The following is a 25,879-nucleotide window of genomic DNA, read 5'->3' on the forward strand; positions in this document are numbered from 1 at the left end:
GCAGGTTGTGGTATGAGGTCGCTTTGAAAAAGAATATTCTGATCGTCGGAGGCTCTTCGGGTGTTGGTCTGGAACTGGCCCGACACTATGCCTGCGAGGGGCATCGCGTTACGATTACTGGGCGGGTTGATCCGGGGTGCGCTGGCGTGCAGTTTCACGCGCTGTCGATCACCGATGATGTTGCAGACTTAACCGCACAGCTTGATGAATTGGCAATTCAGCTTGGGGATGTGCAAACTCTGATTTATTGCGCCGGATTTTTGCAGCGCGGATCGATTTCTCTGCTGGAGGATGCGGCGCTTTCGCAGATGACAAATGTCGGGCTGCTTGCACCGATGATGGTGATCCAGCGCCTTGTTCGGCAGGCATCGGGCCCGCTCAAACTGATGTTGGTGACCTCCAGCTCGCAATATAAACCGCAGCCCGAAATGCCCGCTTATTGCGCGGCCAAGGCGGGCTTGGGAATGCTGGGCGCAGCGCTGGTCCGGGGCGAGGGGATTGGCAAGGTGCTGGTTGTGGCGCCGTCCGGTATCCAGACGAAGTTCTGGGCTGGCAGCGGCGCGGATACGTCGACCATGCTGGAACCGGGTTGGGTCGCGCAGCAGATCGTTGCCCTGTCCAGTGGTGCGTTCAAATACAAATACGCCAAGCTGCTGCGCCAGCCGCCCAGTGTGGAGTTGGTCGAGCACCTGGACAATAATTTCCAGCCGATCACTCCCTGACGGCGCTCAGGGTGGGACGATCAGGCCAGCTGTCTGAGACTCTGGATCACATGATCGATCTGCGCAGCGTTCAGATGCGGGCCGATAGGCAGGCTAAGCACTTCCCGTGCCAAGGTAGCCGCCAGCGGCAGCGCCTCATCCGTCAGGCTCATATCGCTGTAGGCTGCCTGAGCATGCGGAGGGATGGGGTAGTGCACCAGTGTCTGAATGCCGACCTTCGCCAGATCGGCCGCGAGCCGGTCCCGCTCCGGGTGACGCACCACGAACAGATGCCAGACTGGATCGGCCTTTGCGGCGACATACGGCAGGGTTAGGCCCAGTCCGTCCAGCTCTGACAGATAGCGGGCTGCGATCGCCGCGCGCCTCGCATTCCAGTCGTCCAGCACCGCAAGCTTGACCGACAGAAAGGCGGCCTGAACCGGATCGAGGCGGCTGTTGAAGCCTGCGACCTCATTGCGATATTTCTCCCGCGAACCGTAATTCCGCAGCAGCGTCAGCCGCTCAGCCAGAGTGTCGCAATTGGTGGTGACCGCACCGCCATCCCCCAGCGCGCCGAGGTTCTTGCCCGGATAGAAGCTCCAGCAGACGATATCACCGGCACCGCCGATGCGGTGCCCATCCCAGCATGCGCCATGCGCCTGCGCTGCATCTTCGATGACCTTCAGCCCAAGATCGCGCGCGGCTGTCATGATCGCGGTCATATCCGCAGGTTGCCCGTATAGGTGGACAGGTATGACGGCTTTGGCTCCGGAAACCATGGCGGCCCGAATACCCTCGGCGGTGATATTGTGGGTCGCGGGATCAGGCTCCACCGGAACCGGGATTGCACCACATTGGGAGACCGCGAGCCAGGTGGCGATATAGGTGTTGGAGGGGACGAGGACACGGTCGCCCGGCCCGATGTCCAGCGCCACCAGGGCGAGCCTCAGGGCGTCCAGTCCATTGGCCACGCCAAGCGCGTGCGAGACCTCGCAGTAGCGGGCAAAATCTTGCTCAAACCGGGAGACTTCAGGGCCGAGAATGTACCAGCCGGACCGCAGGCTCTCCAGCATCTTCGGTTCACTCTGCTCTGCCAGCTCATCATACGCGGCCTTCAGGTCAAGGAAGGGAACCTGCATCACTTGACCCCGACTGCTTGGCGGAAGGCGCCGTAGTCGCGGATATAGTCCCCCTCGTCATAAGGCGCAGAGGCCATGACCATGCAGACCGCGCCCGACGAGAAATTGTCGAGATAGCGCCACATCATCGGGCAGATATAGATGCCAAAATAAGAGCGATTGAGATGGAAGCGTTTTTCATTGACCCCGTCATCCAGAACCACATCAAAGCTGCCCGACATCGCAATCATGAACTGATGCAGGCCCTTATGGGCATGGGCGCCGCGATCGGACCCACCCGGCACATCATAAAGGTAGTAGACCCGTTTGATATCAAACGGGATGTGGTTCATCCCTTCGACAAATGTCAGATTGCCGCGGGCGTCTTCGATCTTGGGCAGGTCAATAAATTTGCAGTCGCTGAGGGGCAAATCCGTACTCCGGTATTGTGACATCGACCCGCTGTCGCAGCTGATCGGAACAGGCGTCGGATTTCCCACCACAAGAGTGCGATCCGGTCTAATCTATTGGCTCAGTTGTCTATCATATTGTCGTCTCCGATCAATCGAATTGGACAGACTGCGGATGGGCTGCTGAACTTGGCTGCGGCAAGGGCACGCCTTGCGCAGGACGCCGTTCTCTAGTCCTGGGCCATGCCGCTCAGCTAAAGGGGAGAGAGTGAGCGGGGCATGACACGGCAAGCGACGTCTTCCATGGAACCGCGGAGCGAACTGTTCTATTGATGGGTCACAGCTTCGGACCCCTGGTTGGCGTCACGCGCAGACCGCAAACAGGACGCGCCTGACCATGAGTCCAGCGCGGGAGGCGGCGGCAAAATAATGGATTTTCTGCGCGACCGTGCAGGTAGGATTGGGTTGAAATGAACAAATACCGGTATTCAGTTGTGCTTCTCACCTACAATCAGCAGGACTATGTGAAAGAGGCGGTTGAGGCGGTTCTTGCGCAGGAGAGCGATCCGATCGAGATCCTTCTGTCGGATGATTGCTCAAAGGATGAAACTTTCGAGGTAATGAAGGCGCTGGTTGCCGATTACAAAGGTCCGCATTCTGTCGTGTTGAACAAAAATCCGCAGAATTTGGGCGTGAATAAACATATCGAACGGTGTGTTGAACTTAGTTCTGGCGACGTTATCATTGCGGCCTCTGGTGACGATATTTCTTTGCCGGGTCGTGTGGCGCGCACCATTGAGGTCTTTGAGCGAGACGATCCGCTTCTGTCCTTCTCACATGGTCGGGTTGAGACATTGGACGGCAAACCTATGCCGAAATCCTATGCAAAAGCCACCTTCTATACCCGAACCGATGCGATGTCTGCCGCCTGTTCCATGCAGTTGTTCCTCGGTGCGACCTGTGCATGGCACAAAGATCTGTTCCGCAAGTATGGTCCCATTCAGTTTGCGGATTGCTACGAGGATCTTGTTCTTGGTTTTCGTGCAGCGCTTGAAGGCAGGGTGGCGTTCATCGACGAGGAGCTCATTGTGTATCGCGTCGGTATGGGCCAGACCAGCACAGCCCGGCACATTGCGGATGCGGAGGCCTTTCGAAACAAGCGTTTGATTGAGGTTAGTCGAGAGATTTTCCTTCTGCGTCAGCGCCTTGCAGATGCGCAGGTGTTTGGTCTCAGTGACCAAGATCCAATAGTAAAAGCCATGCGTCGCCGACTGGAGGAACGACAACTGCGCCGATCCTATCTGGAAGGAGGGTTGCGAAAGCTCGGGGTCTCAGCTTGGAGACATCCCTCATGGGTGCTGGGATTTGCCCTATCCGAACGTCGGCGCCTCAATAAAGCGCTCAAAACCGCCTGAGCGCCGCCGAGGGTATCGATCCGCAGGCCTCAACCAAGGTCTTTCAGAGTGTCCAGCAGGGTTTTGCAGGCGCCGGTGATGTGGTCGCGGGTGAGCGCCGCTGCAAGGTCGGCATCTCCGGCAACACAGGCTTCCCAGATCGCGAGGTGCTCGGCATTGGCGCGTTCGTTGCCGTTGGACAGTACCAACTGCGCCCGCAGATAACTGTCGACACGATCCATCGCATTGTCGATCACATCCATATGATACTGCAGCCCGCTTTCCCGGTAGAGCGTGGAGTGGAAATCGCGGTTCAAATCACCCCAGGTCATCGGGTCTTCGGATTGCGAAAACGCCTCCAAACAAGCTTTCGCGGTGGAGATGGCGGTGGGGGACATGCGCGGCACCGCGCGACGGATAACTTCAGATTCCAAAACGGCCCGGAAATCGAAGATTTCCTGAGCTTCCTGGGCTGACAGGCCAGAGACCACGGCGCCTTTATAGCGTTGGGTTTTTACCAGTCCTTGCTCTTCCAGGCGCGAAATTGCTTCGCGCACAGGGATTCGGCTGGTGTTGAACATCTGGGCGATTTCATCCTGCCGCAGCGGTTCGCCTTCCTTCAGGTCGCCTTCGATGATGGCCTTGCGCAGGGCGTCGAAAACAATCGTCGAGGCGGAGGCGGTCTTGGATATATCTACGGATTTCAACTTCATATCTGCGCTCCCTGCCGTCGTTATATCCCTGATCATGGTCGAGGGGGAAGTGTACATAAATCAGATATTGAATATTGGATCCAATATGCATTATGAAGGCGTCATCAGCGCCGGGCGCGCCTTGCGGGCTCAGGTTCAAACCCATTGGAGAGGATCCAACCATGACAAACCCTGTGTTCTCCGGCTGCATTCCGGCCCTGATGACCCCCTGTACCGCAGATCGGCGCCCCGATTTTGATGCGCTGGTGAAAAAGGGGCAGGAGCTGATCGCCAAAGGCATGTCCGCGGTGGTCTACTGTGGCTCCATGGGTGATTGGCCGCTGATCAGCGATGCTGAGCGGATGGAAGGGGTCGCCCGACTCGTTGCGGCTGGCGTTCCGACCATTGTCGGCACTGGTGCCGTCAACACGATGCAGGCCGCAGCCCATGCCGCCCATGCCGCAGAGGTGGGGGCTGCCGGTCTCATGGTGATCCCGCGCGTCTTGTCACGAGGCAGCTCGGTTGCCGCACAACGCGACCACTTCGCCGCGGTGCTCTCTGCTGCGCCAACGTTGCCGGCGGTGATCTACAACAGCCCCTACTATGGGTTTGCCACCCGGGCGGATCTGTTTTTCGATCTGCGTAAGGATCATCCCAACCTGATTGGGTTCAAGGAATTCGGGGGCGCTGACGATCTGCGCTATGCGGCTGAAAATATCACCTCTCAGGACAGCAGTGTCACCCTGATGATCGGTGTCGATACCACTGTATTCCACGGGTATGTCAACTGCGGGGCCGGGGGTGCTATCACGGGGATCGGGAATGCGCTGCCGGACGAGGTCCTGCACCTTGTCGCCCTTTGCCAACGCGCAGCGAAAGGGAACGCCACCGCTCGGCGTCAGGCTCTGGAGCTGGAAGCAGCGCTGGCGGTGCTATCCTCCTTTGATGAGGGGGCGGATCTGGTCCTTTATTACAAGCATCTGATGGTGCTGAATGGGGATAGCGAATACCGCCTGCACTTCAATGAAAGCGACCGATTGAGCGCCAGCCAACAGGCCTATGTCGAGGCCCAGTATGCGCTGTTTCGCAGCTGGTATGCGGATTGGAGCCAGCAGCCCGACATTGCCGCCCTATGCGCGTAATCGACAGCCATACCGGCGGCGAGCCGACCCGCCTGATCCTGTCTGGCGGGCCGGATCTCGGCGGTGGATCACTGGCAGAACGGGCGCATCGGCTGTTTCGGGATCACCGCGATTTCTGCAGCGCAGTGCTGTCCGAGCCACGCGGTCACGACGCTATGGTTGGTGCCTTGTTGGTGCCGACCACCGATCCGGCTGCCGCGGCAGCGGTGATTTACTTCAATCCGATTGGATCGTTGGGCATGTGCGGTCACGCCACCATCGGCATCGCCGTGAGTTTGCATCATCTGGGCCGTCTTGATCTGGGGCGGCATCAACTCGAAACGCCGGTCGGGACCGTAGGCGTGCATTTGCAGGCAGCGAACAGGGCTGCCGTCGAAAATGTCGAGAGTGATCGGTATCGCGCTGATGTTGCGGTGGAGGTGCCGGGACAGGTACCGATTTCCGGCGATATCGCCTGGGGTGGTAATTGGTTCTTTCTGACCTCGGATGTCCCGGCACCGCTAACGCTGGCCCATGTCGACCAGCTGACCACCAGTGCTGTGGCCCTGCGGCAGGCCCTGGCGGAGCAGGGGATCACCGGCCGCGATGGAGCAGCGATTGACCACATCGAATTTGTCGGACCACCCCTGACCCGTGTCGGTCACGCGCGCAACTTCGTTCTTTGCCCCGGAACGGCTTATGACCGGTCCCCCTGCGGTACCGGGTCTGCGGCGAAGCTGGCCTGTCTGGCCGCAGATGGTGATCTGGCGCCGGGTGTGACCTGGATCCAGGAGAGCGTGATCGGTAGCACCTACGCGCTGCACTATCGGCCAGGCCCGACTGGAGGCGTGATCGCAACAATTGCCGGTACGGCCTTTGTGACCGGCGACACTGTTCTGAACTTTGACCCTGCCGATCCCTACCGGGCGGGGATCACCAGCCAAGAGGTATATTGATGGAATATAGAAACCTAATCGCAGGCGACTGGTCAGAGACCGCCGCCGCCGCCGCCAATATCAATCCCTCCGATACGCAGGACGTCTTGGGATACGCTGCCAATAGTCCGGCGGAAGATATGGAGCGCGCGATCGCCGCTGCCCGAGACGCGGCTCCGGGATGGGCGGCCAGCACGCCACAGCAGCGATTTGATGTGCTGGACGCCATCGGCACCGAAATTCTGGCCCGCAAGGCTGAACTGGGAAAACTGCTCTCTCGCGAGGAGGGCAAGACCCTGCCTGAAGGGATTGGCGAGGCCGCACGCGCCGGGCAAATCTTCAAGTTCTTTGCAGGTGAAACCCTGCGCCAAGCGGGGGAAATCCTTGGCTCGGTACGGCCCGGTGTCGGCGTCGAGGTGACGCGCTCTCCGGTGGGGGTTGTCGGCTTGATCACGCCTTGGAATTTTCCCATCGCCATTCCCGCTTGGAAGATCGCGCCGGCGCTGGCCTATGGCAATGCGGTTGTCCTGAAACCGGCTGAGTTGACGCCGGGGTGCGCGCATGCTCTGGCGGAGATCATCAGTCGCTCGGGTTTGCCGGAGGGGGTATTCAACATTGTGTTCGGCACAGGCAGTACGGTTGGTCAAACGCTGGTGCAAAGCCGCCATGTGGATGCCATCTCCTTTACCGGTTCGGTTGAGACAGGCAGCGCCATAGCGGCAGCCTGCGGGGCGCAGCGCAAGAAGGTGCAGCTGGAAATGGGTGGCAAGAACCCGATGGTGGTGCTGGATGACGCTGATCTTGAGACGGCGGTGGACGCCAGCCTCAACGGTGCGTTTTTCTCCACAGGTCAGCGCTGTACCGCATCCTCGCGGCTGATCGTGACCGAGGGCATCCACGACCGTTTTGTTGCGGCACTTGGAGAGCGGATGACGGGCTTGCGGGTCGGCAACGCTCTGGACGGCAGCACTCAGATCGGCCCGGTTGTGGATGAGCGGCAGTTGGAGAAGGATCTCTACTATCTCGACCTGGCTGCCAGTGAGGGCGGGCAGTTGCTTGGAGGGCAAACGCTTCAGCGCAGCACCAAGGGTTTCTATTTGGCACCCGCGCTTGTCACCGAAACGTCAAATGACATGCGGATCAATCAAGAGGAGGTTTTTGGTCCGCTCGCCTCTGTGATCCGCGTGGCAGATTATGATGAGGCTTTGGCGGTGGCCAATGACACGCCTTTTGGCCTCAGCGCGGGGATTTGCACAGGATCTCTGAAATATGCCACGCATTTCAAGGCACATGTCGAGGCTGGCATGGCGATGGTGAACCTGCCCACTGCGGGCGTCGACTATCACGTGCCCTTCGGTGGCGCCAAGGGGTCCAGCTTTGGTGCGCGCGAACAGGGCAGCCATGCGAAAGAGTTCTATACCAAGGTCAAAACCGCCTATACCCTGGCGTAAAGACGGTCAGGTGGCGGGGTGAAAACCTCGCCACCGTTACGAAGGCAGGGCAGATGTCAAAAACGATTGTGGTTATCGGGGCGGGTGTTGTCGGTGTCAGCACGGCGCTGCGCCTGCAGAGTGAGCTGGCGCCAACGAACGGACAGGTCATCCTGCTGGATCGCAAAGGCGTCGCCGAAGAAACATCTGCGGGCAACGCCGGGGCCTTTGCATTCACTGATCTCGAACCACTGGCCACACCGGGGATCATGAAAAAGGCACCGGCCTGGCTGCTGGACCCGCTTGGCCCGCTGTCGGTGCCACCGGCCTACGCTCTGCAATTGACGCCTTGGCTGATCCGCTTTTGGCGCGCCAGCTGGCGGGACCGATATCAGAAGGTGGTCAGCGCCCAGGCATCCCTGATGCAGTTGGCCCAATCGGCGACCGAACGCCAGATCACCGACACCAAAGGCGAGGCAATGATGCAGCGCGACGGTGCCCTGCAGCTCTACGAATCTGAGGCTGAGTTCGCCGCCAGCCAGCGCGGTTGGCAACTGCGCCGCGATCACGGCATCCGGTTCACCCTGTTGCATAGCCCTGCCGAAATTGCCGAGATCCAGCCGGGGCTTAGTCCCCGGTTCACGCATGCAGGCTTCACCCCTGACTGGATGAATACCTGCGATCCGAAAGCCTGGGTCGAACACCTCTTTCAGGTTTTCTTGTCGCGGGGTGGCCAACTGCGCCGGGCAGAGGTGCGTGATCTGGAAACCGGCGGTGAGAAACTGCATCTTCTGACAGACGGGGAGGGTGTCCGGGCTGACGCTGTGGTCGTGGCTGCAGGGGCGTGGTCGCATCAACTGACCCGCCGTTTGGGCAACCCGCTGCCGTTGGAGACAGAGCGCGGCTACAACACCACCTTGCCCGCAGGCTGCTTCGATCTGCGCACGCATATCACCTTCTGCCGTCATGGCTTTGTGGTGAGCCGTATCCGCGGCGGTGTTCGGGTCGGAGGCGCGGTTGAGCTGGGAGGGCTGAAACGGCCTGCAAACTACAAACGCGCCGATACGCTGTTGGCGAAGGCCGCGCGGTTCATGCCAGAGCTGGACACCGCAGATGGCACCCGCTGGATGGGGTTTCGCCCATCTCTGCCTGATAGCCTGCCGGTGATGGGCAGCGCCAAACGTGATGCGCGGGTGGTCTATGCCTTTGGGCATGGTCATGTCGGGCTAACCCAATCGGCCGCCACGGCAGAGCTGGTCGCAGATCTGGTGCTAGGACGCGATCCGGCAATTGATCTGGCACCGTTTGCACCGGACCGTTTCTAATGTCTTGAGTCGGCTTCACTTCTGATACGGCTGCAAGGCACGGCGGGGCGTCGCCTTCGCGCGCAATGTGCGCAAACCGACCGTGAACGAAATCGAAGGAATTGCATGGCTATCTCTTAGGGCACTCCGTCGCTTTGCGGCAGAATCGGCACTATCAAGGAGGAGACATGCGCGTCATGCCCAAGACCCCGAAACTATCGCTCAAGCTGAAATTGCCGCTGATCATGGTGGCACTGACAGCAACGTTTCTGGTGACAGTCTCATTTCTCGTCTACTCGATGGCTGAAAGAAGCATTCGTGATTTTGTTTATGCCTCAAAGGAGACCACCGCTCGGTCTGGCGAGCAGGCGCTGACTTTCATGATCGAAGCCGCGCGTCGCGATTTGTCGATCAATGCCTCCCAGCCGACCGTGTTCCGCGCCATCAACAACTTTGACCGTGTTTATAAGATGATCGAGGAGGAGCCGACTGGCTTCTTGCGGCGCCACTACATAGAAGAAAATCCCAATGCTGCGAATGAACGCCATTTGCTTAGCGATCCTGGTGACGGCTCATATTACAGCCAGTCGCATGCGACCTACCACCCGACGTTTCTGCAGTCGTTGCAGGTCAACGGCTATGAGGATCTCTATCTTCTGAATGCCTCTGGGCAATTGCTCTATTCGGTCAAGAAGCGCGAGGATTTCATTCAGCAATTTGGCTCAGGGGCCAATGCCGATAGCGGTCTGGGGCAGGTCTTCAATGCCGCGCTCAATGCTGAGGCCGGTCAGGTTGTAACCGCTGACTTTGCCGCCTATGCCCCAGGCGGCGGTGCCGCAGGTGCGTTTATGGGGGTGCCGGTGTTCAACAAAAAGAAAGAAGTCATTGGTGTGATGGCGGTGCAAATCTCCAGCGCCTCAGTTGTGACTGCGCTGACGTCTAACATGAATGTGGATGGCCATCAGAACATTTTCCTGGTGGGCAAAGATGGCATCGCGCGTAGCCCGTCTGTGATCGAGGGCCAGTTCGCGACGGGCGACCAGTTGCCCGACAGCGCGGAAATCAAAGCCGCCACCGCCGGTGAGCCCGGGATGTTTGAAGGCTCCACTTCCGTGTCCGGAGAACAGGTGATCGCCCTTGTCAAGCCCTTGAATATCAAAGGGTTCGACTGGTCTTTGGTGCTTCAGACTGATGAACATGAGGCCTTCGCAAAGGTGACGGAGATTCGGCTCGTTGCAATGCTGATGATCGGTGCTTCAGTTCTGATTGCGATTGTGGTGTCTTTTGTGGCCGCGCGCCATGTCACCCGCCCAATTCTGGCGCTGCGCGAAGCGACCAATGCGCTGGCTCAAGAAGACTATGCGAGTGAGATCAGCGGTCGTGGCCGCGGCGACGAGCTGGGCGATCTGGCCCGAAGCTTGGATACTTTCCGGGACAAGTTGCTGATTGCGGATGAGGCCGCAGATCGCGAGGAAGAAGCCTCCAAACAGACCGCCGCGGTGGTTGAGGAGATGAGTGGCGCCCTCGCCGAATTGCAGCGAGGCAATCTGGCGTGCGATATTGAGCAACCGTTTGTCGAGCACTACGAAATTCTTCGGGAAAATTTCAATCTTAGCCTAATGAATCTACGCGATTCACTCGCAGAGGTGGTGGATGCTGCGCACAATGTCGACAAGTTCTCGGAAGAGCAGCGTGCTTCTGCGGAAGAGATGGCACACCGGACAGAATCCCAGGCCAGCACATTGGAGGAGACTGCCTCTGCACTACAGGATTTGACCAATAGTATTCGCGAGACCGCCGACCGGGCCGGGCAGGTGGATGAAACCATGCGTGGCACTCGCAATGAAGCCGAGCACAGCAATCACATCGTCACTTCTGCCGTCCAGGCGATGGATCAAATCCAAGAAGCCTCGCAGCAGATTTCGCAGATTATCAATATGATCGACGATATTGCGTTTCAAACCAATCTGTTGGCGCTTAACGCAGGTGTGGAAGCCGCGCGCGCGGGTGAGGCTGGTGCGGGCTTTGCGGTTGTCGCCTCAGAGGTACGCGCCCTTGCCTTGCGGGCCTCTAAAGCTGCGGGAGAGATCAAGGGACTGACCTCGGCCAGCGAAGAACATGTTGCAAACGGTGTCGCCATGGTTGGCCGCGCGGGGGATGCGCTGAGCGGGATCATCGATAAAGTCACGAATGTCTCCGACTTGATTACTGAAATTGCGGATGGTGTGCAGAAGCAATCCAAGGGTTTGGAAAACATCAATAATGCCGTGGGGCGTCTCGATGGCACCACGCAGCAGAACGCGGCGATGTCCGAGGAAGCCTCCGCAGCCAGCCAGCTGCTCCAGAATGAAGCACAGGCGCTTACTGGCGTGGTGTCACGGTTCCAGCTTGGAAATGGTGCCGGGCATGACAGTGTCGACGACTGGGGAACGGCCAACGATGCTGGAAACGGGGCGCACTCTTATGGCTAATCGACGATGGCCCGTCAATGCTGATAGGCCTGGCTGACTGGCCGTATCAAGGGTTAGTGCAGAGTGTACTCACGCACCGACTCTGTCGGGCCGGGGAGCCCGGCTCAATCTCAACCACGCGCCCGGCAGGCTTATTTGCTCAGGGTCATGAACCCGCCTTGCAGTGCCGTTACCGCCGTCTGGCTGGTCTCAGGCACGGCGTTTCGATGGGCCATACGCTCAAGATTGACGATCGTCGACAGCATGATGCGGTCATGGCTCCAATCGCCGGGGCGCTGCATCAGCAGTGCGGTGGCCAACACTCCAGTCGCCAGCATGGCGGAAACCAGCATCCAGCCGAACAGATGCGTGTCCTGTGGTTGTGCCGCGGTGACCACATCAATCCGCCGCGCCAATGTTGCCCCGCGGCGCACCTCGCGCCGATCAACCAAGGCCACCGACGGGCTGCGCTGGACAAAGCGGATTGGATCCTGCGCCGCCAGTGCGCAGGCTCGGATCAGGCATTCGCAATAGGCACGAATATCGCGTTGGCCTCGGGTCATCAGCGCCTGATCGCAGGCAAATTCCCGCAGCATGCGGACTTCACGACGCCAGAGGTGATAAGCCGGGTTCCAGAACAGAAGCGGCCGCAGCGCCTCCAGCAGGAATTCGCATTCAACGTCTCGCTGGCGAAAATGCTGCAGCTCGTGGGCTACGCTCAACCGCAGGTCCGACGGATTGGTGATCAGCGCGGATGGTAACACGACGTAGCGAGTGAACAAGCCGCGGGTGGAGAAGGCAACTGTGCTCTTGTCACTGATGCGAATCTGAACGCCGCCCAGATGTTTCCAGACGTAGGCCTGCTGCAGCGATGCCCGCAGCCGCAGTGCCGCTAATGTCACCTGTGCCACGGAGATTACGGCGCCGACGATCAGCGCAGCCACGGCAAGCTGAGCCCAAAGGCTGCTCTGCGCCATCAAGGCCCGCACCAGATCCTCGCGCAGGCCAAGAATGCTCTCAAACCGTGTGGCGCTCATGTTGACATTGCCCTGCAGGTACTGCGCGACCAGCATGTCCGACAGGGTCGGAGGCTGTGACACGACATAGGTGGTCAGCGCCACCACCAGCATAGGGGACAAGGTCAACAAAAGCGTCATGCCATTCAGCAACCGCAGCTGTGGTCGAAACGCCGGGCCCAATCGGCTACGCGTCAGGATCGCGCGCAACGCCAGCCAAAGCGCGGTGCCCGCAAACAACAGTAAGTTCAGGTCAATATAGGCGTTCAGAAAACTCTCAGCGTTCATCGTCCCCCAACCTTTCATTCAGCAAGGCCCGTATCTCCACGAGCATCTCGTCGGTGACATCTTCATCATCCACCAGGCGGGCTACCAGGGCCGCCGGGGCGCCGTTGAAGAGCTTGCTCGAAAGGTTCTTGAGAGTGGTTTTCTGATAATCCGCCTTGGGCACCGCTGGGCGGTAGACCAAGGATCTGTCAGCCCGTTCGCTGGTCAGAAACCCTTTTTGTTCCATAATTTTCAGCACGGTTGCGACCGACGTATAGGCGCGTTCCTGACGTTTGTTCAGTTCCGCCAGAATATCGCGCACCGTGCCGCCGCCGGTTTCCCAAACAACGGTCATGAACTCGAGTTCAACCTCTGTCAAAAGCGGGTTGTCCTGTTTCTTACGCATCATGTGGTGTCCGGTTCTCTTAGGCTTTGATCATGCTAGGGGATCGCAGGCGCGTTTGAAAACTATTTTTTTAGAAGTTCAGCATCGAGGCCGCAGGTGTCAGGCAGAACGGCGTGTAAAAAAGGGGCCCTGCAGACAGGACCCCTCGTGTTTTATCACACTTTCCAGAAGGTGAAGGCAAACCAGACAACCGACAGGCCCAGCGGCCACCACAGCGGCATTCCCACCAATCCCAGCCAGGCTAGGAAGATGTAGGAGGTGCCCAAAAGGCTGATGAACAGCCGGTCGCCGCGGGTTGTCACAAGCCCCAGTACACCTTTGCGGGCGTCACCACCGGGGCTGCGGATTTCCAGAACGATCATCAGGCCGATGGCCGAAAAGATCCCGATAAAGACCAGTGCCGTGGGCCAGGTCCAGGCCATCCAACTCAGCATTATACCCTCCCCATCGCAAAGCCTTTTGCGATGTAGTTGCGGACGAAGTAGATCACGATGGCGCCCGGAATGATTGTCAGTGTGCCAGCCGCCGCCAGCAGGCCCAGCTCATAACCGGCGCTTGAGGCGGTTTTTGTCATAGTGGCAGCAATGGGTTTCGCAGCAACAGCGGTCAGGGTCTTGGCCAGTAGCAGCTCCACCCAAGAGAACATGAAGCAGAAGAACGCCGCCACGCCCACGCCAGCCTTGATCGACGGGATGAAGATTGTGGCAAAGAAGCGCGGGAAGGAATAGCCATCCACATAAGCGGTTTCATCCAGCTCTTTCGGGATGCCACCCATGAAGCCTTCCAAGATCCAGACCGCCAGCGGAATGTTGAACAGGCAATGCGCCAGAGCTACCGCGAGATGGGTGTCAAACAGCCCCACCGCCGAATAAAGCTGGAAGAACGGCAGCGCAAAAACCGCAGCAGGCGCCATCCGGTTGGTCAACAGCCAGAAGAACAGCTGCTTGTCACCCAGAAAACGGTAGCGCGAGAACGCATAGGCCGCAGGCAGGGCAACAGCGACAGAGATCACCGTGTTGATCGACACATAGATGATTGAGTTGATGTAGCCCCAGTACCAGCTGGGATCGGTGAAGATCGTGGCGTAGTTTTCCAGCGTGAAGGTCTGCGGAAACAGCGAGAAGCCGGACAGGATTTCATTCGTCGTTTTGAAACTCATCGCGACCAGCCAATAGATCGGTAGCATGAGGAACAGGATATAAACGATGGGGACGATGGTACGTTTTTGCATCGAAGTATCCTCCTTTAGTTTTGATCGTCTTTGGTCATGACGGTGTAGAACAGCCAGCTGACCAGAAGTGTGATTGCAAAGTAGATGAGGCTCATCGCCGCCGCCGGACCAAGGTCGAACTGTCCAAGCGCGATCTTAACCAAGTCGATGGACAATAGTGTTGTCGAGTTGCCGGGACCACCGCCGGTCAGAACAAACGGTTCGGTGTAGATGTTGAAACTGTCCATGAACCGCAGAAGGATTGCGATGGTCAGAACGGTTTTCATCTTTGGCAGCTGGATGAAGCGGAACACAGCCCAGTTGGAGGCACCATCGATCTTTGCGGCCTGATAATAGGCATCCGGGATCGACACGAGGCCGGCATAGGACAACAGCACCACAAGCGAGGTCCAGTGCCAGACGTCCATGGTCACGATGGTGATCCAGGCAGCGACAGGATCTTGGGTCATGTCATAGTTGATGCCCAGCGTGTGGTTCAGGAAATACCCCAGCAGACCGATATCGGGCAGGGTAAAGATGTTCCACATCGCGCCAACCACGTTCCACGGGATCAGCATCGGCAGCGCCATAAGCACTAGACACACTGGCACCCAGAACCCCTTGCGTGGCATTGACAGCGCAATGGCGATGCCCAGCGGGATTTCGATGATCAGGATCAGGAAGGTGAACATGAACTGGCGGCCAAGCGCCGCATGGAACCGGTCGGACCGCAGGATCTGCTGGAACCAGTCCAGCCCCTGCCAGAAAAAGACGTTGTCACCGAATGTCTCCTGAACGGAGTAGTTGACGACGGTCATCATCGGGATCAGCGCGTTGAAGGCAACGAGCAGAAGGACAGGCAGGACAAAGAACCACGCCTTTTGGTTTTCGGTTTTCATTATGCCTGCTCCTCGGTCTCAGTCTTGGTCTCGGTGGCAGATTGGGCAGCCTCTGTCGCGATCCAGCCATCGACGTAGAGCCGGGTCTGATCCTGACGGAAGGACAGGTGGACAGCTGCCCCCTTGGCTGGGCCTGCGCCTTCGACCACAGCGTTGATCCGCTGACCTTCGGCCTCGCATTCCACAACTGTGTGGCGGCCAACATCCGAAACCTTGGTCACGGTTGCGGGCAGGCCGCTGTTGGCGAGGGACACAAACTCAGGCCGGATGCCGACCTCAGTCTTGCCTGCGGCGTCCCCTTTGATCGGGCCTTCCAAGGCAATCGGGTGGGCACCGATATAGGGTCGGCTCGCGCGCAATTCACATGGCAGCACGTTCATACCCGGTGAGCCGATGAAATGACCCACAAACGTATGCGCGGGGCGTTCAAACAGCTCAACCGGCGTACCGATCTGAACCACTTCACCCAGCTGCATGACAACAACCTGATCAGCAAAGGTCAGCGCCTCTGTCTGGTCGTGGGTCACGTAGATCATTGTGGCCTTCACGCGCTGATGGAGTTCCTTCAGCTTGGAGCGCAGTTTCCACTTCAGATGCGGGTCGATCACAGTGAGCGGTTCGTCGAACATCACCACGTTCACATCTTCACGGACCAGTCCACGCCCCATGGAGATCTTTTGCTTGTTGTCCGGTGACAGGCCAGCGGCGCGCATCGTCAAGAGATCGGTCACTTCCAGCATCTCGGCGATTGCCATGACGCGTTCCTTGACCGTCGCCTCATCGCGACCACGGTTGCGCAGCGGAAAGGCCAAGTTGTCGTAAACGGTCATCGTGTCGTAGATCACCGGAAACTGGAACACCTGTGCAATGTTGCGCTGATCCGGCGGCAGTTTGGTGACGTCCTTGCCATCAAACAGGATCTGGCCTTCGGATGGCACCAAAAGGCCGGAGATGATGTTCAGTAGGGTGGATTTGCCACAGCCCGAAGGACCAAGCAGCGCATAGGCCCCGCCGTCCGTCCAGTCGAGGTCGATTTCCTTCAGGGCGTAGTCTGACGCGCTTGACGGGTTTGGCATATAGCTATGCCGCAGTTTTGAGAGTGTAATCTTAGCCATTTGCGCCTCACGCCACGCGGGAGCCATCAGGGGCAAACACATATGCCGCCGACGGATCCATGTAGAAGTCATGCTGCTCACCCACTTCATAGGGGTGAACGCCTGCCGAAAGGGAAACCCAGCTGCCGTGGTCCACATCCAGCCCCATGTCGAAATGGGCGCTGCTTTCGGACCCGGACAGCTCCGTCACCTGTACCTGACCGGAGAGCTGCACCGTGGTGAGAGGTGTCGCCACGGGCAGCACGTGGTAGGGCCGGATCGCAATCGTGTAGGGCCCATCCGCCAGATCGGCTGCCGCGCCGGTCAACGACCAGCTGACATCCTGGCCAAGGCGCGCTGTGCTGCCCTGTTTCACGATGGGGGCTGTATTGATTGGCGGATCCGAGAACACCCGCGCTGCGGCGACGTTTTCAGGATTGCGATAAATATCAGCGGTCGTGCCAAACTGGGTCACGCGCCCATCCTGCATCAGGGCGGTTTTGCCCCCTAGCAGCAGCGCTTCTTCCGGTTCGGAGGTCGCATAAACCACCACGGCGCCACGCCCGGCGAACAGTTCAGGCAGCTGATCGCGCAGTTCCTCGCGCAGTTTGTAGTCCAGGTTCGCCAGCGGCTCATCAAGGAACACTGCGCGGCTTTCCTTGGCAATTGCGCGGGCCAATGCGGTGCGCTGCTGCTGACCACCGGACAATTCATGCGGGCGGCGATGCAGCATCGGGCGCAGCTGCAGGATATCGGCGGCTTCTTCGACCCGGCCTTCAATCTCGGACTTCGCCATGCCAGCCACCTTCAGCGGCGAGGCGATGTTCTCGTAGACGGTCATATGGGGGTAGTTGATGAAGAACTGATGCACCAGGCTGATGTTGCGTTTCTGGGTGCTGAGCGCGGTCACGTCCTGGCCATCCATCACCACCTGTCCGCTGGCAATCGGGTCGAGGCCGGCCATCATCTTGATGAGAGAGGTCTTGCCAGACCCGGTGGCGCCCAGAAGGACGTTGAAGTGACCCGGTTCCAGCACAAGGGAGGTTTCCTTGATATGCAGCTGGGCGCCGACGCGTTTGGTCACATTTATGAGTTCGAGTGCCATCTTGCTTTGACTTTCCGGCGGACGGCCTGTTGCGCGCGGCATGCGCGATCATTTTTTAGGGGAAAGGGGTGCCCCGGAGCGGGCCAGCCAGGCTCCGGGGCGAAAGTAGGGAGCGCAGCGGACAGATCCGCACGCTCCCCACGGGAGGAGGGGTTACTCAGATGCCCAGCGGGCAACCAGCTCGTCGTAGTTGACGGTCTGGCCCTGAGGCTTCTCGTTCTCCAGCTTCGGCTTGGCGCCACCGTTGGCATACCACCAGTCGGCGTCTTTCTCTTCGTTCAGACGCGGGCCGCAGCCACCGTAGACATTTGCCTGCTCGTCTGCACGCTGCATACGGGCCATGGTGATGTCCATTTCTTCGGCCAGACGGTCCATGGCTTCCTGCGGGGTGAAGGCGCCGGAGTTGACGTCACCAATCTGCTGCCACCAGATCTGGGCCAGCTTCGGATAGTCAGGCACGTTCACGCCGGTCGGGGACCATGCAACGCGGTCAGGCGAACGGTAGAATTCGACCAGACCACCCAGCTTGGGCGCGCGCTCGGTGAAGCTCTCGTGGTTCACAGAAGAGTCCCGAATGAAGGTCAGACCAACGTGGGATTTTTTCACGTCGACGGTCTTGGACACAACAAACTGAGCATAGAGCCAGGCCGCCTTGGCGCGATCCACCGGGGTGGATTTCAGGAAGGTCCAGGACCCAACGTCCTGATAACCAACCTTTTGGCCTTCTTCCCAGTAGGGACCATGCGGGCTGGGGGCCATCCGCCACAGCGGGTTGCCTTCACCGTCAACGGTGTTGTTGCCTTCGGACTGCGGCTTCACCATGTCGGCGGTGAATGCAGTGTACCAGAAGATCTGCTGAGCAACGTTGCCCTGCGCGAGAGCAGGCAGCGACTGGTAGAAGTCATAGGACGCCGCACCCGGAGGGGCGAATTTGCGCAGCCATTCATCCCACTTGCGGATCGCATAGACCGCAGCCGGACCGTTTGCCGCGCCGCCGCGAGTTACGCTTGCACCGGCAGGGTTACAGGAATCCGCTTCCATGCGGATGCCCCATTCGTCGATCGGCACACCGTTCGGCTCACCTTTCGAACCAGCACCAGCCATCGACAGCCAGGCATCGGTCATACGCCAGCCAAGGTCAGGCGCGCGCTTACCATAGTCCATGTGACCATAGATTGCGGTCCCGTCGATTTCCTTCACGTCATTTGAGAAGAACTCGGCGATGTCCTCATATGCGGACCAGTTGACCGGAACGCCCAGATCGTAGCCGTATTTTTCCTTGAACGCGGCCTGCAGGTCTTCGCGGTCGAACCAGTCCTTGCGGAACCAGTAGAGGTTTGCGAACTGCTGGTCGGGCAGCTGATACAGGTCGCCATCGGGACCGGTGGTGAACTGCGTGCCCATGAAGTCACCCAGATCGAGTTCCGGGTTGGTGACGTCAAAGAAATCACCTTCCATCATGTCGGTCAGGTTGTAGGCCAGTTGCAGGCGCGAGTGGGTGCCGATCAGGTCGGAATCGTTGACGTAGGCGTCATAGAGGTTCCGTTTGGTCTGCATCTGGGTCTGCACGGCCTGAACCACTTCGCCCTCGCCGAGGATCTGATGGTTCACCTTGATGCCGGTGATTTCCTCAAATGCCTTGGTCAGAACTTCGGACTCATAGCTATGCGTCGGAATGCCTTCGGACAGGACGTTGATTTCCATACCCGAGAACGGTTCGGACGCTTTGATGAACCACTGCATTTCCGACAGCTGTTCGTCCTTGGTCAGAACCGAGGGCTGGAATTCTTCGTCGATCCATTTCTTGGCAGCTGCCTCATCGGCATAGGCTGCCTGTCCCGCGACCACGGCAATAACCGCGGCTGCGGACAAAAGATACTTACGCATCTTTCTCCTCCCTAGTGATTTATTGTGGCCAGAGATGCCTCGTTGCACCCGGCTGACAAACAGGTTCCACACCGGGGTCTGCCTTGTCAAACTAATTTTTTAGTTTGACGTAACGATATGATTTTAAAGTACAATGAATTCATCTTAAGGGAGAGTTTCTTGATCGTCTCGCAGTGGTCCCCTGTGCTGCATCGCGGCAAATGCCGCAGGAATCCCGTTGTGCGGGATCCGAACCAAGTTGCAGGCGGATGCTAATGGCAGGGGAGCGCAGCGCAGCGGGTACACTTTGGCGTCGCTGACAATGGTTTTTATCGCTAAGGAGAGGTCATGGACATAAGCGATACATTCGAAATCTTCCTGACCGCCCCGCCGGGGATGGAGCAGACCCTGCAGCGCGAAGCGGTGGAGGCCGGGTTTACAGGTACAAAAACCGTGCCCGGCGGTGTCACATTTGAGGGCGCTTGGCCGGATGTCTGGCGTGCCAACCTGCACCTGCGGGGCGCGGCGCGGGTTTTGGCGCGGATTGGGTCATTCCGGGCCTTCCACCTTGCCCAACTGGACAAACGGGCGCGCAAATTCCCCTGGGCCGATGTGCTCCGCCCCGATGTCCCGGTGCGGGTTGAAACCACCACCAACAAGAAGTCGAAGATCTACCATGCCGGCGCTGCCACCCAGCGTATCGAACGGGCGATAACTGAAGAGCTCGGGGCGCCGATCAGCGCTGATGCCCCAATCACGGTGAAGCTGCGGATCGAGGATAACCTCTGTACCTTCAGCGTCGATACCTCGGGCGAGGGGCTGCATAAACGCGGCCACAAAACAGCAGTCGGCAAGGCGCCGATGCGCGAAAACCTCGCCGCGCTGTTCCTGCGTGATTGCGGCTATGATGGCGAGGAGCCGGTGGTGGATCCGATGTGCGGCTCCGGTACCTTTGTGATTGAGGCCGCGGAGATCGCGCTTGGCCTGCTGCCGGGGCGCAGCCGCAGTTTTGCCTTTGAGCAGATGGCCAGCTTCGACCCCGAAGGCTGGGCAGAGTTGCGGGCTAAGGAAACTCCGCGCTACACCCGCGCCCGATGCTATGGCTCAGACCGCAACGCCGGCGCCGTGGAGATGGCCGCCGCCAACGCAGAGCGCGCAGGTGTAGCGGATCTGGTCCAGATCACTCAGCAGGCAGTCAGCGATCTGACGCCGCCGGATCTCGGCCCGAATGATACGCCGGGACTGGTGATCGTGAATCCGCCCTATGGCGCACGCATCGGCAACAAGAAGTTGCTCTACGCGCTCTATGCCGCCCTGGGGGAAACGCTGATGGCCGGTTTCAGCGGCTGGCGGGTTGGGATTGTTACCAGCGAAACCTCATTGGCCAAGGCCACTCAGTTGCCGTTCAAACCCTTTGGCCCTCCGGTGGCCCACGGTGGGTTGAAAATCCGCCTGTTCCAAACAGGTCCACTGCCCTAGGAGCAAAGCACGCAGTGAGGGGGTCGTGTCAGGCGGTCATTGCGCGCCAGGCACTGACGAGGCCCGCCAGGGCCATGCGGTCGGCATCTGTCTGCGTCACCGGCACCCCTTGGTGGTCAAGTGCCGCCTGATAGAGTGTGTCGAGCGGTGGGGGCGCAATCAGTGCAATATTCTGCCCCAGCCAATAGGCGCGCGCTGCCGACAGCTCAGCGCCAAGAAGCATCCCCCACAAACAGGCGGCACCGGTGTTGCCGTGCGCCCCCTGTGTGGCTTGCAGCTCCGCCAACCGCGCCGCCAGCGCTTCTGGCTTTGATTGGATGGTGTCAATAGCTGCGGTCAGCTCAGCGCGCTGTGCGCCATCATATGCAGGCGTTTCGCTGAGACTGAGCCTCGCCGCCAGACCTTGCCAGAGCTGCGCCGTCATGAAGCTTTGAAAACTGACCACCTCATTCGCACTGATCAGCGCCCAATGGGTTGTCGCCCCAGCAACACAGATCACGCCGTCCCAATCCGGATTGAGACTGAGAAACCCGGCAATGCGATTGCAGGCGCCGCGCATCACGGCGGGTGGGGTGGCCTGCGACAGCCCGCCCAGCACCCGCAGCGGATGGCCTCCCAGTGTCGCATCGCCCATGGGCCGCTCGGCGACTTTTGCCGGCACCGTGATGGTCCCGGTATCGCCACCGCGCAGACTGTCGTCGCTGAGCAGGATCGGCGTATCAACCGCGCAATCGTGCAGCTGGCTGATCAAGGCAGTGACATCCGCCATCAACTCGCCGCTTGAGCCAATGGAGACCTGCTGTCGCGCTTCGCCCTCGTGCATCAGCCAGGCCGTGATCCGCCCGTCTGCATGATCCGCTGCGATCCAGCTGGCAGATTTGATCGCGGAGTGTCCGGCGGGAGATGCGGAGGATGGGTCGGCAGATGCGGCGCACATGGTCTCGTCCTTTGGGTCTGATTGCTAGATGGGGTGCCCGCGGTATTTCGGGAACACGGCGGCACCAGATGGCGGGGGCAGTCCCGCTCTCCTTGCCAATTTTAGGGCCGATGATCAACGCTGGTCCTGACGCCCTCAGATGTGCTCGTGGAATAGCCCGTTTGATGCGCCAAAATAGGTTAACAAAACCTATGGTGCGGAAGATATGATTAACATCGCCTTTGGGCTGTGTTCTTGTTTGACTCGAATTTATCGCTGAGTCTCGGTTGATTCCTTATACTTTTGGGTAGGCTGCGCGGATAGTTCCTATCCTTTTGAGGAATTGTTTCTCAGCTGGCGCCCTGATTTACTTAAATTTGAGCAAATAGCGCCCTCTCTCGGTTTTTACTGAGATTTGTCTAAAATTGCTTTATTAAGAAATTGCCGCAACTGCGGCTTGGATGGCGACCTAAAAGGGCCGCCTGATTGGGACGAAGGTTCCAGCTGCATGGGGGTGTGGCTGGAGGAAAACCATCGATCTTATTGGACTTGGGACCCGGGGCGCTGCCGTGTCGGGATACTCAAATTGGTGCGAGTGCACCCGCCGTTCGCGGGGGCAAAGACGCTGTTGTTTCAGCGCAGAGGTAAGGGCCGCGGGGGCGGCTCTAGATTGGGGTTGGAGATGAAGGATTTCGTGCAAGAGGGGGCTGCACGCCCGTCCGGTGCTGTGACCGGTCGGGCCAATTGGTCCCGCTGGCCGTCACTCGGCAACGGCTGTCTGGTCGCTCTCGTGGGTGACGCCCCCCTCGTCGGGATGGGTGTTGCCAATATGAACGCAGCGGTTTCTGCGCCGCCATCTTCGTCGAAGCGGAGCGCATCCGGTTCTCTGAAAATGTCGCCCGCTGTGGCTGGCGCAATCGGCGCGGGGACGGGGGCTGGATCACTGGGTGGCTATGCCACTTTTGGAAAGCGTTGCCTGGACATTGCCTTGGTCCTTCTGACGTTGCCGATCAGCCTGCCTCTGATCCTGATGGCCGCACTTGCGCTGTGGCTTGAGGGGGGCAATCCGTTTTACACGCAGGACCGTCTTGGCCAGCGCGGTCGGGTCTTCTCAATCCTGAAACTGCGCACCATGGTTCGCGACGCAGAACAGCTGCTGGAGCGTCATCTGGCCAGCGACCCGGCGATGCGGCGCGAATGGGACGAGACGCAGAAACTGAAAGAGGACCCGCGCATCACCCCGGTTGGTCGCTTTCTGCGCACTACCTCGCTGGATGAATTGCCGCAACTTTGGAACGTCCTGATCGGCGAGATGAGCCTTGTTGGCCCGCGTCCAATGATGCCGGATCAGCTGCCGCTCTATGGCGATGCCACCGCCTATTTCGAACTGAAGCCCGGAATTACCGGATTGTGGCAGGTTTCCGTTCGCAACGAGAGTGGTTTTGCTGTGCGTGCCCGCGCGGATGCCGACTATCATGGCGATCTTTGCCTGCGCACCGATGTTGATCTCATCTGGCGCACCGTTGGTGTCGTGCTGCGAGGTACCGGATATTAACCGTCCTGGGCTAACTGTGATGGCCGGGCTATAGGCGGGTTCTGCCGAACGTGATAGAACGTCAAGGGGGTTTCATGAAAGATGTGATGACCGGACCGGAGACCCCTGGCAGCTGTGCACAGAAACTGGAATGGGACGATCCCTTCGCGATGACGCAACAAGGCTTCAAGAGATTTCGCCGCCGCAAGGGGCGCGACACCTCGGCACCAGAGCATGACCCCGCTCTGTCCGAGCGGGCCGACTCTGGATTGTCGACATCGCACAGCAGCGGAACCAGCGCCCGCGATATGGCGGCTTCATCCGCCAAAGCAACCGCGCGCCTGTCGCAGGATGGGGAACGTAACCGCTTCGCGCGTCGCCCCAAAACTGGCAAGAGCCAGCCGATTGAGGGGCTTGCGGATACCGACCCACAATCACAACACCTGCCAGCGACCTTACCCGAGGTCTGGGAGCGGCTGCACCGGGTGCCACTGGACATTCGCGGGCATCAGCTCGCCCGCTCCCCGCTGGTCAATTTCTTCCGCAACTCTCCGACAGCAAATGCCTTTGATCTGCTGCGCACGCGGTTGCTGCACAGTCTCAAGGTGCAGGGTTGGAAACGCGTCGCCATTGCGGCCCCTACGACAGGTTGCGGTGCAACGTTTTCTGCCGTTAATCTCGCCCTCAGCATGGCGCGAGTACCCGGAAACCGCACGGTGCTGATGGATCTCAATTTTCGCCGACCCGGTGTTGCCTCGGCACTGAAACTGCCCCCATCGGGGGATATGCCGGGTTTTTTGGCTGGGGAGCTGACGCTGCCTGAACACCTGATCCGGCCGACCGCCTCTCTTGCGGTCGGGCTAACGGCGGCGCCAGACCGCAACGCGGCTGAAATCCTCCATGACGGGCGTTGCGCCAGCGTGATTGATGACATGGTGCTGAGCACTGGCGCCGATGTCGCATTGTTCGATCTGCCGCCGGTTCTCGAACATGATGATGCCGCAGCCTTCCTGCCGCAGGTGGACGGGGTTCTGCTGATCGCCGACGGCACCCGCACCACCGCCAAACACCTTGCGGCCTGTGAAAAACTGATCGACGGCCAGACCCAGCTGCTTGGCGTCAGCCTGAACCGGGCCCGCGGTGCTGGCCTGCTGCAATATGGCCAGTAGATGCCGCCACGCGCCCCGTTGCCACCCTGTAACCTGACATCCACACAACCGTAACCAACGACGAGCCAAGACATGGGACCGATCCGCACTCTGGATGACATATTGGACATGCTACGTCGGCGCGCGTCGGTGATCTTCTGGGTCATCCTCCTTGGCGCCATGGTCTCGCTGTGGGTGGCGGCCAAGCAGCAGCATTTCTACGAAAGCTCGGCGGTTCTGCAGATCACCCGACCGAAGATAGCTGATGATTTGGCTAAATCCACCGTCGACGGCTCGTCCGCACGTCGCTTGCAGCTGATCGAACAGCGCCTGATGGCCCGCGGGTCGGTTCTGGATATTATTGAGAAATTTGGCCTTTATCAGGACCTGCCGGGTTTGGTCCCATCGGAGAAGGTGGCCCTGCTGCGCGAATCCGTGTCGCTCACCGGGGTGGCCGCCGCGCGGGAGGGCTTTGCCGATGATGGCACGATATCAGTGCTGACCATCTCCGCCCTGATGCCGACGCCGGAGCAGGCACAGGCGGTTGCCAGCGAATTTGCCACACGCACGATCGAACTCAGCCAAAGCTCCCGGATTGAGCAGGCCCGCGAAACCCTGACCTTCTTCGTGGACAAGGAAACTGCCCTCATCAGCGAGGTGGCTGAGCTTGAGAATGAAATCACCGCTTATCGCAATGCCAATAACGTCGCCCTGCCCGGCGGGATTGAGATGCGGCGGGAAGAGATTTCGACCCTGAATACCGGCCTGCTGGAGATCGAGCGCGAGCAGATCGAATTGCGCAGACAGGCGGATCAGACCACCTCGAACCAGCGACAGGCAACTGCACAGCGGATGCTCGAGGTTTTTGAGGAGAAACTGGCCACGCTTGATGCACAGCGGGAGTTGCTGTTGAACCGTCGCAGCGCTCTGGAGCGTTCGCTGGAAACCACCCCGGAAGTGGAGCGCCAGCTGGGTGTGTATGAGCGCCGGATGGGGCAGTTGCAGACCGAGCTTGAATTGATCTCCCAGCGCCGGACCGAGGCAGAGGTCGGCTTCCGTCTGGAGGCATCGCGCCAGTCGGAGCGCCTGACGGTGATCGAATCTGCACCGCTGCCGGATTATCCGGCCACCGGCGGGCGTAAGAAAAAGGCGCTGATGGGCGGGGTTGCCAGCATCGGATTGGCGTTGGGCATCGCGTTCCTGCTGGAACTGCGGCGCCCGGTGTTGCGCAGCGTGGCACAGATGGAGCGGGAAACCGGTCTGACACCTGTTGTCGCCATCCCCTTTCTCGACACGTCCTCGAAACGCCGCGGCGTCTTTGCGCGGCTGCGCATGGCTTTGGGTGGGCGGCGGCGTACCGGAACGGAGCCAAGCGGTTGAACTC

The 25,879-nt window shown here is 59.5% G+C and carries 23 protein-coding genes; 11 read left to right on the forward strand and 12 right to left on the reverse strand.

Going from position 1 to position 25,879, the window contains the following annotated elements; translation table 11 throughout:
• Window positions 1-23: 23 nt before the first annotated feature.
• Window positions 24-722: an SDR family NAD(P)-dependent oxidoreductase gene (locus phaeop14_RS02150; RefSeq protein ID WP_096788623.1), complete on the forward strand. Its 699-nt coding sequence runs from the start codon at window positions 24-26 to the stop codon at window positions 720-722.
• Window positions 723-742: 20 nt separating this feature from the next.
• Here the strand turns inward: phaeop14_RS02150 and phaeop14_RS02155 are convergent, their stop codons facing one another.
• Together phaeop14_RS02155 and phaeop14_RS02160 are read right to left on the reverse strand one after the other, a co-directional pair.
• A complete protein-coding gene (locus phaeop14_RS02155; protein ID WP_096788624.1) occupies window positions 743-1,840 on the reverse strand; it encodes a DegT/DnrJ/EryC1/StrS family aminotransferase in 1,098 nt (365 codons plus the stop codon).
• The gene (locus phaeop14_RS02160; protein WP_040170965.1) at window positions 1,840-2,274 is read right to left on the reverse strand and encodes a sugar 3,4-ketoisomerase; all 435 of its coding nucleotides are present in this window, start codon (window positions 2,272-2,274) and stop codon (window positions 1,840-1,842) included. Before phaeop14_RS02160 ends, phaeop14_RS02155 begins: the two co-directional genes overlap by 1 nt.
• A 479-nt stretch (window positions 2,275-2,753) precedes the next feature.
• Between phaeop14_RS02160 and phaeop14_RS02165 the strand changes: the two genes are divergently transcribed.
• On the forward strand, window positions 2,754-3,644 hold the full coding sequence (locus tag phaeop14_RS02165) for a glycosyltransferase (RefSeq protein WP_244905798.1): 891 nt from the start codon (window positions 2,754-2,756) through the stop codon (window positions 3,642-3,644).
• 29 nt (window positions 3,645-3,673) lie between these two features.
• Here the strand turns inward: phaeop14_RS02165 and phaeop14_RS02170 are convergent, their stop codons facing one another.
• Entirely contained in the window at window positions 3,674-4,336 is a 663-nt protein-coding gene (locus phaeop14_RS02170) for a GntR family transcriptional regulator (RefSeq protein WP_040180429.1), read from the reverse strand.
• Window positions 4,337-4,497: 161 nt separating this feature from the next.
• On the opposite strand from phaeop14_RS02170, the gene phaeop14_RS02175 reads away from it, so the two are divergent.
• The 5 genes from phaeop14_RS02175 to phaeop14_RS02195 all read left to right on the forward strand — a co-directional run bounded on the left by phaeop14_RS02175 (window position 4,498) and on the right by phaeop14_RS02195 (window position 11,576).
• Window positions 4,498-5,457: a dihydrodipicolinate synthase family protein gene (locus phaeop14_RS02175; protein WP_040180428.1), complete on the forward strand. Its 960-nt coding sequence runs from the start codon at window positions 4,498-4,500 to the stop codon at window positions 5,455-5,457.
• Window positions 5,448-6,392: a proline racemase family protein gene (locus phaeop14_RS02180; protein WP_096788626.1), complete on the forward strand. Its 945-nt coding sequence runs from the start codon at window positions 5,448-5,450 to the stop codon at window positions 6,390-6,392. Before phaeop14_RS02175 ends, phaeop14_RS02180 begins: the two co-directional genes overlap by 10 nt.
• Window positions 6,392-7,822 carry an aldehyde dehydrogenase family protein gene (locus phaeop14_RS02185; RefSeq protein WP_096788627.1) on the forward strand — a complete coding sequence of 477 codons (1,431 nt, stop codon included), beginning with the start codon at window positions 6,392-6,394 and terminating at the stop codon, window positions 7,820-7,822. Before phaeop14_RS02180 ends, phaeop14_RS02185 begins: the two co-directional genes overlap by 1 nt.
• A gap of 53 nt (window positions 7,823-7,875) precedes the next feature.
• The gene (locus phaeop14_RS02190; protein ID WP_096788628.1) at window positions 7,876-9,126 is read left to right on the forward strand and encodes an NAD(P)/FAD-dependent oxidoreductase; all 1,251 of its coding nucleotides are present in this window, start codon (window positions 7,876-7,878) and stop codon (window positions 9,124-9,126) included.
• 167 nt (window positions 9,127-9,293) lie between these two features.
• A complete protein-coding gene (locus phaeop14_RS02195; RefSeq protein ID WP_096788629.1) occupies window positions 9,294-11,576 on the forward strand; it encodes a methyl-accepting chemotaxis protein in 2,283 nt (760 codons plus the stop codon).
• A gap of 131 nt (window positions 11,577-11,707) precedes the next feature.
• Here the strand turns inward: phaeop14_RS02195 and phaeop14_RS02200 are convergent, their stop codons facing one another.
• From phaeop14_RS02200 to phaeop14_RS02235, 8 genes are all read right to left on the reverse strand, one after another.
• A complete protein-coding gene (locus phaeop14_RS02200; RefSeq protein WP_040172599.1) occupies window positions 11,708-12,859 on the reverse strand; it encodes a M56 family metallopeptidase in 1,152 nt (383 codons plus the stop codon).
• Entirely contained in the window at window positions 12,849-13,244 is a 396-nt protein-coding gene (locus tag phaeop14_RS02205; RefSeq protein WP_014873615.1) for a BlaI/MecI/CopY family transcriptional regulator, read from the reverse strand. Before phaeop14_RS02205 ends, phaeop14_RS02200 begins: the two co-directional genes overlap by 11 nt.
• Window positions 13,245-13,399: 155 nt before the next feature.
• The gene (locus phaeop14_RS02210; protein ID WP_040172601.1) at window positions 13,400-13,678 is read right to left on the reverse strand and encodes a DUF2160 domain-containing protein; all 279 of its coding nucleotides are present in this window, start codon (window positions 13,676-13,678) and stop codon (window positions 13,400-13,402) included.
• On the reverse strand, window positions 13,678-14,475 hold the full coding sequence (locus phaeop14_RS02215; RefSeq protein WP_008561997.1) for a carbohydrate ABC transporter permease: 798 nt from the start codon (window positions 14,473-14,475) through the stop codon (window positions 13,678-13,680). Before phaeop14_RS02215 ends, phaeop14_RS02210 begins: the two co-directional genes overlap by 1 nt.
• A gap of 14 nt (window positions 14,476-14,489) precedes the next feature.
• Window positions 14,490-15,353 (reverse strand): carbohydrate ABC transporter permease, encoded by an 864-nt coding sequence (locus phaeop14_RS02220; protein ID WP_008561161.1) that lies wholly within the window; start codon window positions 15,351-15,353, stop codon window positions 14,490-14,492.
• The gene (locus phaeop14_RS02225; RefSeq protein ID WP_096788630.1) at window positions 15,353-16,468 is read right to left on the reverse strand and encodes an ABC transporter ATP-binding protein; all 1,116 of its coding nucleotides are present in this window, start codon (window positions 16,466-16,468) and stop codon (window positions 15,353-15,355) included. The genes phaeop14_RS02220 and phaeop14_RS02225 overlap by 1 nt, the downstream gene beginning before the upstream one ends.
• A gap of 7 nt (window positions 16,469-16,475) precedes the next feature.
• Window positions 16,476-17,552, reverse strand: a complete 1,077-nt coding sequence (locus tag phaeop14_RS02230; RefSeq protein ID WP_040172608.1) for an ABC transporter ATP-binding protein — start codon at window positions 17,550-17,552, stop codon at window positions 16,476-16,478.
• A 153-nt stretch (window positions 17,553-17,705) separates the two neighbouring features.
• Complete coding sequence (locus tag phaeop14_RS02235) at window positions 17,706-19,439, reverse strand: ABC transporter substrate-binding protein (protein WP_024098336.1); 1,734 nt, start codon at window positions 19,437-19,439, stop codon at window positions 17,706-17,708.
• Window positions 19,440-19,766: 327 nt separating this feature from the next.
• Here phaeop14_RS02235 and phaeop14_RS02240 point away from each other — a divergent pair, with 327 nt between their 5' ends.
• Window positions 19,767-20,897, forward strand: a complete 1,131-nt coding sequence (locus phaeop14_RS02240) for a THUMP domain-containing class I SAM-dependent RNA methyltransferase (protein ID WP_096788631.1) — start codon at window positions 19,767-19,769, stop codon at window positions 20,895-20,897.
• Window positions 20,898-20,925: 28 nt separating this feature from the next.
• Here phaeop14_RS02240 and phaeop14_RS02245 read toward each other — a convergent pair whose 3' ends face one another.
• Window positions 20,926-21,834 (reverse strand): 2-dehydro-3-deoxygalactonokinase, encoded by a 909-nt coding sequence (locus phaeop14_RS02245; protein ID WP_096788632.1) that lies wholly within the window; start codon window positions 21,832-21,834, stop codon window positions 20,926-20,928.
• 808 nt (window positions 21,835-22,642) lie between these two features.
• Between phaeop14_RS02245 and phaeop14_RS02250 the strand changes: the two genes are divergently transcribed.
• From phaeop14_RS02250 to phaeop14_RS02260, 3 genes are all read left to right on the forward strand, one after another.
• On the forward strand, window positions 22,643-23,368 hold the full coding sequence (locus tag phaeop14_RS02250) for a sugar transferase (protein WP_096790202.1): 726 nt from the start codon (window positions 22,643-22,645) through the stop codon (window positions 23,366-23,368).
• Between the two features lie 74 nt (window positions 23,369-23,442).
• Complete coding sequence (locus tag phaeop14_RS02255; protein ID WP_040172614.1) at window positions 23,443-24,516, forward strand: CpsD/CapB family tyrosine-protein kinase; 1,074 nt, start codon at window positions 23,443-23,445, stop codon at window positions 24,514-24,516.
• Between the two features lie 72 nt (window positions 24,517-24,588).
• Window positions 24,589-25,875: a GumC domain-containing protein gene (locus phaeop14_RS02260; RefSeq protein WP_040172616.1), complete on the forward strand. Its 1,287-nt coding sequence runs from the start codon at window positions 24,589-24,591 to the stop codon at window positions 25,873-25,875.
• Window positions 25,876-25,879 lie beyond the last annotated feature (4 nt).

This window comes from Phaeobacter piscinae (genome assembly GCF_002407245.1).
Classification (GTDB): domain Bacteria; phylum Pseudomonadota; class Alphaproteobacteria; order Rhodobacterales; family Rhodobacteraceae; genus Phaeobacter; species Phaeobacter piscinae.

Bases quoted from the DNA above. Each gene is read 5' to 3' on its own strand.
- phaeop14_RS02195 (WP_096788629.1), top strand. From the start codon at position 9,294: ATGCGCGTCATGCCCAAGACCCCGAAACTATCGCTCAAGCTGAAATTG.
- phaeop14_RS02230 (WP_040172608.1), bottom strand. From the start codon at position 17,552: ATGGCACTCGAACTCATAAATGTGACCAAACGCGTCGGCGCCCAGCTG.
- phaeop14_RS02215 (WP_008561997.1), bottom strand. From the start codon at position 14,475: ATGCAAAAACGTACCATCGTCCCCATCGTTTATATCCTGTTCCTCATG.
- phaeop14_RS02200 (WP_040172599.1), bottom strand. From the start codon at position 12,859: ATGAACGCTGAGAGTTTTCTGAACGCCTATATTGACCTGAACTTACTG.
- phaeop14_RS02190 (WP_096788628.1), top strand. From the start codon at position 7,876: ATGTCAAAAACGATTGTGGTTATCGGGGCGGGTGTTGTCGGTGTCAGC.
- phaeop14_RS02170 (WP_040180429.1), bottom strand. From the start codon at position 4,336: ATGAAGTTGAAATCCGTAGATATATCCAAGACCGCCTCCGCCTCGACG.
- phaeop14_RS02225 (WP_096788630.1), bottom strand. From the start codon at position 16,468: ATGGCTAAGATTACACTCTCAAAACTGCGGCATAGCTATATGCCAAAC.
- phaeop14_RS02220 (WP_008561161.1), bottom strand. From the start codon at position 15,353: ATGAAAACCGAAAACCAAAAGGCGTGGTTCTTTGTCCTGCCTGTCCTT.
- phaeop14_RS02250 (WP_096790202.1), top strand. From the start codon at position 22,643: ATGAACGCAGCGGTTTCTGCGCCGCCATCTTCGTCGAAGCGGAGCGCA.
- phaeop14_RS02235 (WP_024098336.1), bottom strand. From the start codon at position 19,439: ATGCGTAAGTATCTTTTGTCCGCAGCCGCGGTTATTGCCGTGGTCGCG.
- phaeop14_RS02245 (WP_096788632.1), bottom strand. From the start codon at position 21,834: ATGTGCGCCGCATCTGCCGACCCATCCTCCGCATCTCCCGCCGGACAC.
- phaeop14_RS02255 (WP_040172614.1), top strand. From the start codon at position 23,443: ATGAAAGATGTGATGACCGGACCGGAGACCCCTGGCAGCTGTGCACAG.
- phaeop14_RS02155 (WP_096788624.1), bottom strand. From the start codon at position 1,840: ATGCAGGTTCCCTTCCTTGACCTGAAGGCCGCGTATGATGAGCTGGCA.
- phaeop14_RS02175 (WP_040180428.1), top strand. From the start codon at position 4,498: ATGACAAACCCTGTGTTCTCCGGCTGCATTCCGGCCCTGATGACCCCC.
- phaeop14_RS02240 (WP_096788631.1), top strand. From the start codon at position 19,767: ATGGACATAAGCGATACATTCGAAATCTTCCTGACCGCCCCGCCGGGG.
- phaeop14_RS02180 (WP_096788626.1), top strand. From the start codon at position 5,448: ATGCGCGTAATCGACAGCCATACCGGCGGCGAGCCGACCCGCCTGATC.
- phaeop14_RS02160 (WP_040170965.1), bottom strand. From the start codon at position 2,274: ATGTCACAATACCGGAGTACGGATTTGCCCCTCAGCGACTGCAAATTT.
- phaeop14_RS02260 (WP_040172616.1), top strand. From the start codon at position 24,589: ATGGGACCGATCCGCACTCTGGATGACATATTGGACATGCTACGTCGG.
- phaeop14_RS02210 (WP_040172601.1), bottom strand. From the start codon at position 13,678: ATGCTGAGTTGGATGGCCTGGACCTGGCCCACGGCACTGGTCTTTATC.
- phaeop14_RS02185 (WP_096788627.1), top strand. From the start codon at position 6,392: ATGGAATATAGAAACCTAATCGCAGGCGACTGGTCAGAGACCGCCGCC.
- phaeop14_RS02205 (WP_014873615.1), bottom strand. From the start codon at position 13,244: ATGCGTAAGAAACAGGACAACCCGCTTTTGACAGAGGTTGAACTCGAG.